Here is a 13,250-nt window from a genome sequence, read left to right on the forward strand (position 1 = left end):
CCTTATGTGGGGCTGCCACAGGTGTTTCGATACAATTTCGTCGAGAATGGTTAAAAAACGGTTGCCGGTTGAGTAGGGACTTTGAATGAAAGAAGAACGTGCGCAGGTTATCGCGCTTCAGGCGCTCAGCTGGTTGGCTGGCAATGAAGAGCTTTGGCCGGTTTTTTTGGGTTCAACGGGCGGGTCGGTCGATGACTTGCGCGAAAATGCTACTGACCCGGCATTTCAAGCCGCGATACTTGAGTTCATCACCATGGACGACGATTGGGTGATGGCGTTTTGTGACAGTATTGGATTGGGCTATGATCAACCGCTCAGGGCGCGCTATGCGCTGCCGGGGGCCGAAAACGTGCATTGGACCTAAAGATCAATTTCAAGCGTGCCGTCGGGCTCTGCGGCGCGGCTTTGGCACAAGATCATTTCACCCGCTTGTTGCGCCTTGGACAGGACGAAGTCACGGTGCTCGACTTTGCCACTGACGACGCGGCATTTACAGACCCCACACAGGCCATCCGCGCATTTGACATCCACATGTACCCCTGCGGCAATCAGGGCGTCAGCGGCGGATTGGTCAACGCAAACGCCTATATTGCGTCCGTCCTTTAAAGTCAGAGTAAAGGGATGGTTCGCGTATTCCGGTTGCTCTGGCGCTGCGAAATACTCCAAGTGGCGCGCGTCCTCGGGGTATCCGCTGTCGGTTGCTGCCGCCATGACGGCTGCCATGTATGCGTTTGGGCCGCAGGTGTAGATATGCGCACCTTTTTCATAGGTAATGAGGGTCGAAAAGTTGGCCCGGCTGCCTTCGTCTGTTATGTGTAGGTGGACTTTTCGCGCCCATGGCACGGTTGCGAGATCATGCAGAAAACCGGCACCCGCCCGGTTCCCGATGCTGTAGTGCAAGACAAATTCGGCACCGATCGCGTGCAGCCGATGCGCCATCGCGATCATCGGTGTGACCCCGATCCCGCCGCCCATCAAAAGGGTCATTTGCGCGTCCTCAACCAAGGGAAAATGGTTAATAGGGCGTGAAATGAAAACGCGCCGGCCTTCGGTGAATATCCGATGCATCAGCTTTGATCCGCCGCGCCCCGTGTCTTCGCGCAGGACGGCGATCTGGTACTTTGTCGGATCCGCAGGGTCACCTGAAAGAGAATACTGCCGAAAGAATTCAGGCGCCACCACAACGTCGATATGGGCCCCGGCAGTTGCGGATGGCAGGTCTGACCCGTCGGGCATCGAAAATTCATATTGCGTAATGCCCTTGGTCATCTTTGTGACCTTGCTGACAACCACCTGCATGACAGGCGCGTCGCCCTTGGCCGGGGTGTATATATGCTCTGGTGGTTGGCCTGCGGCGCGGCGTTTCTTGTGCGCATCGGCCGTGATCATGCCGTTGTATGCCGCGATCCCCGCCTCGCGGTCCATCGGGTACGGCCAGGGATAAGGCGGCGGTGCGAGGGGCGCAGGATAAACGGCAAGCGTTTGATCCGCGAATTTCAGGTCGAGGTCTTTTTGCAGCCTGCGCGCGTTGACCGGGTGGCGGGCTGGCCGGTATGCGCCGTCGTCCTCCATCTCAAGGTCCCACCACCATTTTTTGACCGTGTTGATCGCGCCGCGACCGAGACGATCATCAAGCGCGGCAAGCGCTTTGGCGGCCTGCGGGACGGCCATGGCCAGTTTGCGAAAAGGTGCTTCGGCAAACAGCCCTTCAAGGTTCCACGGGCAGGTTTTCATGCAACGCCCACACATGGCGCCGTTCTTTTGGCTGACCCGGTAGGTCGTGCATTTCTGGCTGTCGGATTTCCAGATTTCGTAGCCGTTGAACATGAGTTTTGGCCCGGCAGTGATTGCCCCTGACGGGCATTCGCGGGCGCATTTATTGCAGGCTCCGCAGAATTTCTGTAGGCCAAAGTCGATGGGCTTGTCATGCGTCATGGGCATGTTCGTGGTGACGATGCCGGATTTCAGACGCGGACCGAGGAACGGGTTCAGAATGACTTCACCGATGCGGCTCACCTCGCCTAAACCTGACAGCAACAAAAGCGGCGGATGCAAAACTTCGTCATCCATGACGGAGTGAACGCGGGCGGTGTATCCAAGATTGCGCAGGTGCTGGGCCAGCACGCCGCCCAAGAGCGAAAACCGCAGGTAGGCGCGCATGGATTGGGCGCAAGCGATCCAGTCGTCGCCTGATGCGCCTTCCATGGTTTCGTGGCCCTGATCAATGATCATGGAGATCGCATTGGTGTGGTATGGGGTGATCGGGTCACCGGCGGCGTCGTGACTATAGTAGGCCCAATCGGGGCAGGCCGAGAGGCCGACCGCATCCACGCCAAGAAAATAAAGTGCTGCTTTGATATTTTCTGCATTTTTAGACGCATTTTCAGCTTTTTTTTGCTTTGCCGCCTCGCCGTCTTGCAGCAAGACAAACGCCCCAAGCGATGGCCGGAACGCAAAAGCGGCAGCGGACTTGCGGACATAGTTGCCGTTTCTGGTGGCGTCCTGCACCTGTTTACCCAGATCTCCAAACAGCCCGCGGACAAACATATTGGCCCGTTTGGGAACGCGTGCGACGTTGGGCCGATCAATGTAGGTCGTAGGCGTATCCACGCGGCTGAGTGTCTCGAAGGGATGAGGGCCGAGGGCAAAATCGCGTTTGGCATAAGGATCGCGGGTGCGCGCAGATTTGGCATGGGTGCCCAAGCCCGTGCGATAGCTGGTCGGTAGTCGCTGACCGGGGCGCAGTGGTTGATCGGCGGCCAATTCCAGTGTTGTCGTAATGACGGCAAGACCAAAGCGATCTGCGGTGAACGGGTTCGACAATTGGCCGTTTTCAAACGTGACCAGCCCGGCCTGCAGTGCCAGTGCGCCCAGATGCACATCGCTGGCGGCCATGGAGTGCGCACGGGCCTCGTGACCGAGGGTGCGGATGTAGCTTGCCAGCGTCACAGCGGTTTCCATCCCGCGCAGGCACGCCCGGTGGTCAAGCGCGTCCTTGATCCAATCCGTCCCGGTTTCATCGGGGCGCAGATCACGGGAATGATCGTAAAGAAAGACTATCGCATGGGTGTGGTGGCGGCAATCGACGGGGGGCATGGCCATGCTTTCGCGCAGGCCCGCCATGATGACATCTATTCCAGCCGCCAGCGTCTTGGGCTGCATGGTGCGCAGTTTGTCGGCCAGCCGGTCAACGTCGGGGTTGCATATTGGCGTGTCCAACCACCCGGTGGTTGGCATGTCGCAGATCGCAACCATGCTGGCATCGCAATAGTAGCCGAATGCTTTGAGGTGGTTGGCACGTTCTGTCAGGTCGGAGGGGATCTCGGCCAATTCGCGTTTGACCAGGCCATCGCGTGTGGCGTCGAGCATCGCCTGATATTCGCCCATGGCGTTGACGATGCTGTGTGGGTCATCGGACCGGCGAAACGAAAGGCCCTTCATTGCAGGGACGCCGCGCAAATCAACCTCGGGCTGGCGCCTAAGCGATTCGAGCGGAAATGGCCCCAAATGCATCGGGCGCGAACGATAGGAACGGAGTTTCAACATGCTGATTGACACCGTTCATGTGCTGGGGTCGGGTGTCAATGCAGAACAACGCAGAGGCATCGCAAATGATCAAGGGCATCATCTTTGACAAGGACGGCACGTTATTTGATTTTAATGCCACATGGGGCACTTGGGCGCTGCGGATGCTGACCGCTGAGGTCGGACATGACCCGGTGCAATTTGCGGCTTTGGCTGATGTGTTGGGATTTGATGTGCCAACCGAGCAGTTTTTACCCGGCAGCATCGTGATTGCTGAAACGGTTGATATCGTTGCGGCCCGCATGTTGGATGTCCTGCACGATACGACAATGGATGCGTTGCGCGCGCGGATGAATGCCGCAGCGATCGGGGTTGCGCAGGTGGAGGCGACGCCGCTTTTGCCGTTTTTCGACGGGCTGCGCGGGTCGGGGCTGCGGCTTGGTATCGCGACGAATGACGCCGAAGCACCAGCCGTTGCGCATTTGGAACAGGCGGGTATTTTGGACCACTTTGACTTTATCGCGGGCTACGACAGTGGCCATGGTGCAAAGCCCGGCGCAGGCCAAATTCTGGCGTTTTTGACGCAGACCGGGCTGGCTGCAGACGAAGCGGTCATGGTGGGGGACAGCGTGCATGATTTGACTGCGGGTCGTGCTGCCGGTGTACGTACGATTGGCGTGCTGACAGGACCTGCCGCCGCGCCGGAACTGGCACCCCATGCGGATGTTGTGTTGCCGTCGATTGCGGATATTCCGGACTGGTTGGCCGGACAAACAGCGGCGGGAACACGACCTTCGTCCTGAAACCGACAGGAATTGTCGCAAATCCACGTACTTTTGTGGCTGGCAATGGCACCTTTGGCATGAAGCGAAAGGGCAAGCATGGCCGATGATGGGAAAGCAAGGCGGCGCGGTGGTGGTCGCGCAGGGGCGTCAGCCCGGCGCGGAACGGCAGTGATTGATCAGATGCCGTGGCGCCTGCCGATCAACACCGACCGCCCAACAGAACCTTTGGGTCCAGAGGGGGTGCATGCCATCCATGATGGCGCGATGCGAATCCTGGAAGAAATCGGGATTGAGTTTCTGAATGAAGAGGCGCTGGTGCTGTTTCAACAGGCCGGTTGCACTGTCAACGGCACCAATGTGCGGATGGGCCGCGATTGGGTGATGGAAATGCTGGCACACGCGCCGGCCCAGTTCGATATCACTCCGCGAAACCCTGATCGGAAGATTACGATCGGCGGCAAGCACATCCTGTTCGGGAATGTGTCATCGCCGCCCAATTACTTTGATCTGGAAATCGGTAAAAAGGTGTCGGGTACGCGCGCCCAATGCGCCAATCTGCTGCGGCTGACCCAGTATTTCAACTGCATCCACTTTGCGGGCGGCTACCCGGTTGAGCCTGTCGATGTGCACGCGTCTGTCCGGCATCTTGATGTTGTCTTTGACAAGATGATCCTAACGGACAAAGTCGCCCATGCGTATTCGCTGGGCAAGGAACGCGTCGAAGATGTCATGGAAATGGTGCGGATCGCAGGCGGCATGACCGAGGAGGAATTCGCAGCCAAGCCGCATATGTATACGAACATCAACTCGACCTCGCCGCTGAAACATGACGTGCCGATGATTGATGGCTGCCTGCGGTGTATCCGTCGGGGGCAGGCGGTCATTGTGACGCCATTCACGTTGGCCGGCGCGATGGCGCCAGTCACCATGTCGGGGGCTGTCACGCTTTCGATTGCCGAAGCGATAAGCGCGATTGCGCTGTTTCAATACGTTCGTCCCGGTGCGCCTTGCGTGATCGGGACCTTCACCAGCAATGTCGATATGAAATCGGGTGCGCCCGCGTTCGGGACCCCCGAATACATGCGTGCAACCCAGATGACAGGGCAGATGGCCCGGTTTTATGAGTTACCGATGCGCGCATCCGGTGTCTGTGCCGCCAATGTTCCGGATGGGCAGGCCATGTGGGAGACATCAAATTCGTTGTGGTCGGCGGTGCAGTCGGGGACGAATGTCGTCTATCACGCGGCAGGTTGGCTTGAAGGGGGGCTGATCGCCAGCCCTGAAAAATTCGTGATGGATTGCGAAGTATTGCAGATGATCCAGCGCTACATGGAACCCGAGGTGGTGGCGACAGGCCCAGAAGATATCGCATTCGATGCGATAAAGGAGGTCGGGCCAAATGGCCATTTCTTTGGCATTCAGCACACACAGGATCGTTATGAAAAGGCATTCTATCAGCCCATCGTTTCTGATTGGCGGAATTTCGAAGCATGGGAAGCAGATGGCAGTGTTTGGACGGCAGAGCGGGCGCATCGGACATATAAGGAAATCATTGCCAGTTTTGAGCCGCCGCCGATGGACATCGCCATCCGCGAAGAACTGACCGACTTTGTGACGCGCCGTAAGGCAGAGGGCGGCGCGCCGACGGATTTCTAATCTTGCGACAGGCAACCCGTGAAAGCGTTGGCGGCATTTCAGGCGTCAGTCGCAGCATTGCCAGGATCGGTTTCGATCAGTGCTGTCATGATCGCCGTGACCCAGATGCGTGCGACGGACGGTTCGCGCCAGCCAATGTCTAACCCAGACTGGCAGACCAGCATCGGCCAGTCGCCGTGCATCGGTTGGGCACAAGACAAAATCGTGCGGACCAATGGCAGGGGGCCGAATGGGGCGGGAAAATCCACCCTGCTGCGTTGATGTTTGGCGTAGGCACTATCGGCGGTAACTTGCGCGGTTTGGCGGGTAAGTGTCGCCGTACAGCCAAATGTTTGCCACAGGATTGCCCCTTTGACGGGTCACACATAGGAAACGCGCAGTGGCAAAGGGGACCCAACATGAAACGACTGGCTACCGTCGCAGCGAGTGTGGCTATCGCATTGCTGGGCGGCAAGGCGATGGCTGCTGATTGTGCCGCGCCTGCCAACGTGGATATATTATCCAGCGAGATTGCAGAGGGCCTGAACGCGAGCCGCCGTGCGAATGGACAGTCAGAGCTTCGGTTTAACCCCCGTCTGGGGCGGGCTGCCACGAGACACGCATGTGACATGCTTGCGCATGATTTTTTCGATCACCGTGGGTCTGATGGGTCGACGTCGCAAACGCGCGTGCAGGCTGCCGGCTACAAAGATTGTATCGTCGCCGAGAATATTGCCTGGGGCTACCCAAGCGCGCCTCAGATTATCGCGGGTTGGATGAACTCGCCCGGTCACCGCACCAACATGTTGCATCCCCGGATCGAGGAATATGGGGTCGGCATAACACAAGGCGCGCGTGGCCCCTACTGGGTATTGGTCGTCGGAAAACGCTGCTAGCCGTCGATCCAGATTGTGACCGGGCCGTCATTGATCAGGCCAACCGCCATATCGGCACCGAATGACCCTGTCGCGGTCATGACGCCCAATGCTTTCATCTCAGCGACGAAACGTTCGTAAAGCACGCGGCCATCGTCAGGGCTTGCCGCAGATGAAAAACCCGGACGGTTCCCGCGTGACGTATCCGCAGCCAAGGTGAATTGACTGACGATCAGCGCGCCGCCGCCCATGTCAACCAGTGACCTGTTCATTTTGCCGTTCGCGTCCTTGAAAATCCGCAGCTTACTGATCTTCGCGGCAAGCGTGGCGCACTGGGGCGCTTGATCGCCTTGCATGGCACAGACAAAAACAAGCAGGCCGGGGCCGATTTCACCGACTGTCTGGCCTTCGACGGTGACAGAGGCTTGCGTCACGCGCTGAATGAGCGCTCTCATAGTTCGGCGGCCCACGGGGGGTTGGCACCGGCGCGGCTGACGGTGATCGCGGCCGCCTTGGCCCCAAATGCCGCTGCCGCGCGCAGATCTTCTTCGGTGACGCTGCCCAAGGCCGTTTTGGTCAAAAGCCCACGCGCCTGAAGGGTGGCTGCAAAACCGGCGGTAAAGGTATCACCCGCACCGACCGTATCCACCACCGCAGTCTTTTCCGCCGGAACCTCGTAGTGGCCATCGGGTGTCACGATCACGACACCGTCACTGCCGCGGGTCAATAAGATGATCTTGGACGAGCCATGTGCAAAAAGCGCCGTCGCATCTGTGCCGCCGGTGATCCATGCAAGGTCTTCATCCGATGTCTTGATGATATCGGCGGCGCCCAGCATGCGGGTCAGGCGTGCGCGATAGCTTGCTTCACTGGTAATAAATGAGGGGCGGATATTGGGGTCGATGATTATGACCCGGTTGCGGGCCTCGCGCAGCATCAATGCCTCGTAGGCTGCGCCGCAAGGCTCGACGACCAAGCTGATACCGCCGAAAAACAGAGCATCGGCGGTGACATCAGGCAGGTCGTTTGTTCCCAACATGCGCCCTGCCGTGTTTTCATCGTAGAAAGCATACGAAGCGTGGCCATTGGTCAACGTCACAAAGGCCAGCGTCGTGGGCCGGTCGACGATGGCGGCGGGGCTACTGTCCACGCCAGATGCGGAAAGTTCCGACCGCAGAATGTCGCCGAATAGATCGGATGAAAGACCCGAAAAGAATTGTACCGGCGCGCCAAGTCGCCCCAGTGCGATGGCTGTATTGAAGACAGAACCGCCCGCATGGGGCGCAAAGGCGTTCTCACCATTTACCGTCTGCCGTGGCAGCATGTCTATCAGAGCTTCACCGCAGCATAGGATCATCGCGTCTCTCCCAGTTTTACTGATTGTTAGCGATAACAAATCCAGCGACAATCGCAAGGATCAGGCCGACGAAAATTGCAAATGCGATCTTCCACGCCGAGTAGGGACGTTCGCCCTGTACCCGACCTGTGCGGCCGTTAACCACAAAGCGAAAGGTTTTTCCCCGGTATTTATAAGCAGCCAGCCAGACGGGCAGCAGGATATGCTTGAAAGTCACATCGCTGATTGCCGTGTCCACGCGGCTGACCCGTTGTTCATCCCCGCCGATGTCATATTTAACGTCACGCAAGATCATCCGGTCCATATAAGACCGGGCTTCCTGAAAACCTTCGGCCAGTTCAACCTGATAGCCTTCGGCCCGAAACCCGGCAAGATACGCGGGCTTGTACGGCTCAAGCGCGGACAGGTCCCACGGTTCCAGCCCGTCGGTGTATTTCTTGGGCAGCGACCGTGATGCCAGAACTAGAACATCGTCAAAGAAACGCGCAACCCGCCCGGATGCACCGCGCCAGCGCGTCTTGCGCACGCGGACCTGCCTTTGCTTGCCGTCGCGCATGACAGTCCTTGTTTCGTAATAATGTGTGCCGCGTTGGCCGATATAGCTGCTTTTGGTATCTGCATCGAACGTCCAGTAGGGGACGTAAATACCGTTCATCTTGCGACCCTTGCGGGCATAGTCCATCAAGCCGCCCGGCGCGAACCACAAACGGCCAAGCCAGTCGTTCAGCGCCGCGCGCGCAGCACTTTCTTCCAACCCAAAGGGCAACAGTCCGCGCGGCTTGATATGGCGATGGGTGCCTGTATCGGTGACAACGGGTGTGGCGCAAAACGGACATTCCGCAGCATGTGTGTCAGTACTGATTTCAGTGCTTGCACCGCAATTGGGGCAGGTAATGACACGCGTTTCTTCGATTTCGGCCTCATCGAGGCGCAGTTCGATAGCCTTGCGAAAGTCGAGTTCCTTGATCCCGCCCGCAGTACGGCTGACGGCGTCGATCGATTCGATATTGCCACAGTGGTCACAGACCAATTGCTGTGAGGCGGGATCAAACCGCAGATCTGAACCGCAGGTATCGCACGGAAAGCGATGCTCGGTTGCGGGCGATTCGGGATCGTTTGGGGCGTTTGTGTCCATGTCCCACCATTACCAATGCTGCGAGGCCGACACCATGTCGGGATTTATGAAAACGGCGCTGCCTGGGTGCCGTGCCTTGCAGGGCGGCATTTTATCATCCGCGATCTGGGCTGACATGCGGCGCAATGTGACGTCTTTGACGACATCGTGATGCCAAATTGCAAATGCTGCATGCCCCAGCGCCAAAACCATCAGACCATTTGCAAGGATCGGATGCAGGTCTGCTGCGATAGCGATATGGCCATACCACGCTGCGGCACCCGCGAGCGGTACAAGGACCATCAGGACGCAAAGCAAACGATGCGCCCATGTGGCGACCATTTCCTGCCAAGCAGGTCCCGTCGCCTCTGACGCCTGCGCCCCTTGGATGCACCGGACAATGATCCGCACCAATACCAAGACAAACACGGCCCCGCCGATCCGGACATGCAGCGTATTGCCCAGGATGCCAGTTGTGACCCGCTGGCGCAGGGCGCGCGCTGTTCCGTCCCCGCTGTACCAAGCAACCCCAATCAGGATCGCTATCACCCAACGGAGTGTCATTTGCAGTGCAGAGTATCCGCGTCGCACAGCCATGGGAGCAATCCTTTTGCCGTGTTACCCTGATAATCCGCTTGGGGTGCGGTTCAGGCGTTTGGCGGCGGCGGGGGCATGACCGTGAACAAGGTGGCGAGTTCCCTTACGTCCTCTGCGCGCATCCATCCGTCTTGCCCCTGGGTCCAGACCATACTGTCACGTGTCAAAGCCCCTTCTGTGACCTTGCGGCCCATCGACGCTTTTGAGAACGGGCCGCTGACTGCGCCAGCGTCTGCGATGTGCCAGACATGTTCGATGGGTGGCTGTGGCGGTGCAGAAGCCGGTGGGGCGGCGCCCCATGGGCCTTGCTGTGCCATTTGGCCAGCCATCGCAATGCCCATGCCCGCACCAAGGCCCGCAGCCATTCCGCCACCTGACGGGTTTCCGGCGGCGGCTGTCATGGCTTCAGCTGCGGAATACTGCGTGAATTTGCCCAGATCACCAGCCAGCCCCATCGACGTGCGCTTGTCCAACGCGGCCTCGACTGCCGGGGGCAGGCTGATGTTTTCGATATAGAGCTCGGGGATCGTCAGCCCGTATTGCTGCATCGTGGCATCTATCGCGCTCGCGACCAATTTGCCCAGATCGGCAGTGTTGGCCGCCATATCAAGCACGGGAATACCGCAAGACGCGATGACGCGGGAAAATTCCTGCACGATGATATTGCGGATCTGGTAGCTGATCTCGTCCATGGTGAATTCGCCGTCTGTGCCCACGATTTCACGCATGAACACCGCAGGGTCGCTGACTTTGATCGTATAGGTGCCATAAGCACGCAGCCGGGTCGGCCCGAATTCCGGGTCCCGCAGCATGATTGGGTTCTTGGTGCCCCATTTGAGGTCAGAAAAACGGGTTGTGTTGACGTAGTAAATCTCGGATTTGAACGGGCTTTGGAACCCGTGATCCCAATGTTGCAGGGTTGTCATAACCGGCATGTTGTTGGTTTCGAGCATATAAAGACCGGGGGTAAAGACGTCAGCCAGTTGGCCTTCGTGGATGAACACGGCGGCTTGACCCTCGCGGACGGTCAGTTTGGCGCCATATTTGATTTCGTGGCCTTCGCGTTCAAACCGCCAGACCATCGTGTCGCGGGTGTCATCGGTCCAGGCGATGACGTCGATGAATTCACCCGTCAAGAAATCGAAAATGCCCATGTTAGTGGCCTCCTTGCAATGTTTGGTCCGAGATTGGTCGCATCAACTGGCCCCGTCTGACAGAATTTCGGTTGCGATATGGCGGGCAATGGGCGCGGCGACGGCGGGCGCCATACCTTCGCGCAGCCTTTGATCGTATAGCATGCGCAGCAGCAGTTCATCGTGAGAGGTCAGCAGCCCGAATTCTTCATCATCATTAAAGATGGAGGGTCTTGCATTGGGGCTGTCATTGGCCAAACCCATACCTTGGGCAAGCTCTTCGTGGATGCATGCCGTGCGCATGAGGCTGGGATGTTCGGCCCGGATCAGGGCAACCGATTGGCTATAGGTGGATTTGTCGGCCTCGAACGTTCCCACGACAACGCAAAGCTGGTCACGGGGCAGGTTGATCAAGGCCCGCATCGTTGCGCCCGAAAGGGTGGGGATGATCCTGCGGAGTTCATCTTCAAATTCAAGGCGGTCGTCTTCGCCGAGAAAATACACGTGAAAGTTGGGTGCATCGTCCGTGATTGTGATCGGCACGCCGCTGAGCCGTGACAACCGCGCGGCATAGGCGCTGACGCTTGCCTCATCCAGATCGCGTTGCGCCAGCGGCACAGTATCACCAAAACGCACTGTCATGCGAATGGGCTTGGTCCAACGGCGAAGTTTGGAAACGGTTGCTAGTGGGGCGCTGAAATCACCGTCGTCACGGTATTCGTTGAATAGCGCGATCCGTACAAAGTTGCGCGCCAGTTGTGTGTCGGTGAATGGGGTGTCGGGGCCGCCGCCATCGCCCCGCAGCAGACCTTGGGTCAGAAGGTCATTCTGCAGACGCCGATAAAAGATGGCAAGTTCCTGACTTTTGGCGCTGGGGGGTGTGACCGTCACAGCCGGCGGTACGGGTGCGTCTGGTGTGACCACAGGTGATGGCGGACCGGGGGCAGGATCGGGCAGCACCCACGCACAGCCCGCAGCCGCCGATATGCCGACGACTGCCAGACCGTGCCGTAATTTACCCCCGCACCCCATCGTTACCTAGTCATCCACAGCGCTGCCAATGTTTTGACCATCATCGGTCCCGCGCGCCTTGGCCGCCGCGAGCGTTTCTTTCAACTCTGATTCCATCTTTTGCAATTCGACCTCGGCTTCGGCGCGCTTGCGCTTGCCTTCGTCGGCAATTTCAAGGCTTTCATTGATTGTCGCGATCAGGTTGGCGTTTGCTTCCTTTACTGCGTTGATATCAAACACGCCGCGCTCCATTTCCGTGCGGATGGTACGATTGGCCTGACGTAGGTTTTCCGAATTTGCGGTCAGCAGTTCGTTCGTCAGGTCATTCGCATCGCGGACGGCACCTGCCGCTTCGGCGCTACGCTGTATTGTCACCGCCTGTGCCAGTTGCGTTTCCCAAAGTGGCACGGTGTTTACGAGGGTCGAGTTGATTTTGGTGACCAGCGATTTGTCGTTTTCCTGTACCAGACGGATCGAGGGCAGGGACTGCATCGTCACCTGACGGGTAAGTTTCAGATCGTGCACACGGCGTTCTAAATCATCGCGAACAGCGCGGGTGTCACGCAGCTCCTGCGCCTCCATTACCGCCTCATTTTCGGCGACGCCTTGCAGGCGCGTTTCCTTGGCAGGGATTGTCTTGGTGTCAAGCTCGACTACCTTTGCCTCACCGGCGGCAATATATAGCGCGAGTTCGTCGTAGAACTGCAGCGTCTTGTCATACAGCATGTCCAGGCTTTCGATGTCTTTGAGAAGTACATGTTCGTGCTTTAGAAGGTCATCGGTAATATGGTCAATCTGGCCTTGCACCTCTTCGAACTGCGCGGCAAATTTGGCCATTGGCGCCGCACGCCCCAACAGTCTTTCCCACCAGCTGCGTTTGCGCCGGACATCCAGTTCCGAGACTGAAAACCCGCGGATCGTGGTCACGATATCACGCAGGCTGTCGCCTGCAGGGCCAACGTCCTTGTTGCGCACACCGGCCAGCATGCTTTGGCTGATCACCTGTAATTCGGCCTGCGCAGATGATCCGAACGAAACGATGGAATTGGTGTCGGTGATGTCGATTTCAGCCATCCGCTTCGTGATCTCGTTGCTGGTCGGCGCATCTGCGTCGTCCAGCGTGATCAGCTCACCCTTCGGCTCTGGCAGGATTACGGCGGTCACCTTTGCAACTTCGGCAAGGGCCTCTTCAGCTTTTTGGCGGGTGGTCTCGGACAT

Annotated in this window: 13 protein-coding genes; 4 read left to right on the forward strand and 9 right to left on the reverse strand. The window is 58.3% G+C overall.

What is annotated here, in order from left to right; genetic code table 11:
• Positions 1–85: 85 nt before the first annotated feature.
• Positions 86–364: a DUF3572 domain-containing protein gene (locus tag QZ196_RS08250; RefSeq protein WP_296425381.1), complete on the forward strand. Its 279-nt coding sequence runs from the start codon at positions 86–88 to the stop codon at positions 362–364.
• Here the strand turns inward: QZ196_RS08250 and QZ196_RS08255 are convergent.
• The gene (locus tag QZ196_RS08255) at positions 361–3,546 is read right to left on the reverse strand and encodes a 4Fe-4S double cluster binding domain-containing protein (RefSeq protein ID WP_296425383.1); all 3,186 of its coding nucleotides are present in this window, start codon (positions 3,544–3,546) and stop codon (positions 361–363) included. The genes QZ196_RS08250 and QZ196_RS08255 overlap by 4 nt on opposite strands.
• Before the next feature lie 38 nt (positions 3,547–3,584).
• Here QZ196_RS08255 and QZ196_RS08260 point away from each other — a divergent pair, with 38 nt between their 5' ends.
• Both QZ196_RS08260 and QZ196_RS08265 read left to right on the forward strand, forming a co-directional pair.
• Positions 3,585–4,328 carry an HAD family hydrolase gene (locus QZ196_RS08260; RefSeq protein WP_296425385.1) on the forward strand — a complete coding sequence of 248 codons (744 nt, stop codon included), beginning with the start codon at positions 3,585–3,587 and terminating at the stop codon, positions 4,326–4,328.
• A gap of 78 nt (positions 4,329–4,406) precedes the next feature.
• Positions 4,407–5,966 carry a trimethylamine methyltransferase family protein gene (locus QZ196_RS08265; protein ID WP_296425388.1) on the forward strand — a complete coding sequence of 520 codons (1,560 nt, stop codon included), beginning with the start codon at positions 4,407–4,409 and terminating at the stop codon, positions 5,964–5,966.
• A 38-nt stretch (positions 5,967–6,004) separates the two neighbouring features.
• On the opposite strand, the gene QZ196_RS08270 is transcribed toward QZ196_RS08265, so the two are convergent.
• Positions 6,005–6,214 (reverse strand): hypothetical protein, encoded by a 210-nt coding sequence (locus QZ196_RS08270; RefSeq protein ID WP_296425391.1) that lies wholly within the window; start codon positions 6,212–6,214, stop codon positions 6,005–6,007.
• Positions 6,215–6,364: 150 nt separating this feature from the next.
• Here QZ196_RS08270 and QZ196_RS08275 point away from each other — a divergent pair, with 150 nt between their 5' ends.
• A complete protein-coding gene (locus QZ196_RS08275; RefSeq protein WP_296425393.1) occupies positions 6,365–6,841 on the forward strand; it encodes a CAP domain-containing protein in 477 nt (158 codons plus the stop codon).
• Here the strand turns inward: QZ196_RS08275 and dtd are convergent.
• The 7 genes from dtd to QZ196_RS08310 form a co-directional block, all read right to left on the reverse strand.
• Positions 6,838–7,275 (reverse strand): D-aminoacyl-tRNA deacylase, encoded by a 438-nt coding sequence (gene dtd, locus QZ196_RS08280; RefSeq protein ID WP_296425395.1) that lies wholly within the window; start codon positions 7,273–7,275, stop codon positions 6,838–6,840. The two genes, QZ196_RS08275 and dtd, sit on opposite strands and share 4 nt — an antisense overlap.
• Complete coding sequence (locus tag QZ196_RS08285) at positions 7,272–8,177, reverse strand: carbohydrate kinase (RefSeq protein WP_296425397.1); 906 nt, start codon at positions 8,175–8,177, stop codon at positions 7,272–7,274. Before QZ196_RS08285 ends, dtd begins: the two co-directional genes overlap by 4 nt.
• 16 nt (positions 8,178–8,193) lie before the next feature.
• The gene (locus QZ196_RS08290; RefSeq protein WP_296425399.1) at positions 8,194–9,312 is read right to left on the reverse strand and encodes a TFIIB-type zinc finger domain-containing protein; all 1,119 of its coding nucleotides are present in this window, start codon (positions 9,310–9,312) and stop codon (positions 8,194–8,196) included.
• A gap of 9 nt (positions 9,313–9,321) precedes the next feature.
• On the reverse strand, positions 9,322–9,888 hold the full coding sequence (locus QZ196_RS08295; protein ID WP_296425400.1) for a cytochrome b/b6 domain-containing protein: 567 nt from the start codon (positions 9,886–9,888) through the stop codon (positions 9,322–9,324).
• A 50-nt stretch (positions 9,889–9,938) separates the two neighbouring features.
• Positions 9,939–11,042: an SPFH domain-containing protein gene (locus QZ196_RS08300; RefSeq protein WP_296425401.1), complete on the reverse strand. Its 1,104-nt coding sequence runs from the start codon at positions 11,040–11,042 to the stop codon at positions 9,939–9,941.
• 42 nt (positions 11,043–11,084) lie between these two features.
• Complete coding sequence (locus tag QZ196_RS08305; protein ID WP_296425403.1) at positions 11,085–11,912, reverse strand: DUF2927 domain-containing protein; 828 nt, start codon at positions 11,910–11,912, stop codon at positions 11,085–11,087.
• 147 nt (positions 11,913–12,059) lie between these two features.
• Positions 12,060–13,250, reverse strand: coding sequence for a toxic anion resistance protein (locus tag QZ196_RS08310; protein ID WP_296425406.1), 1,191 nt, complete (start codon positions 13,248–13,250; stop codon positions 12,060–12,062).

Source organism: Yoonia sp. (genome assembly GCF_017854565.1).
Classification (GTDB): domain Bacteria; phylum Pseudomonadota; class Alphaproteobacteria; order Rhodobacterales; family Rhodobacteraceae; genus Yoonia.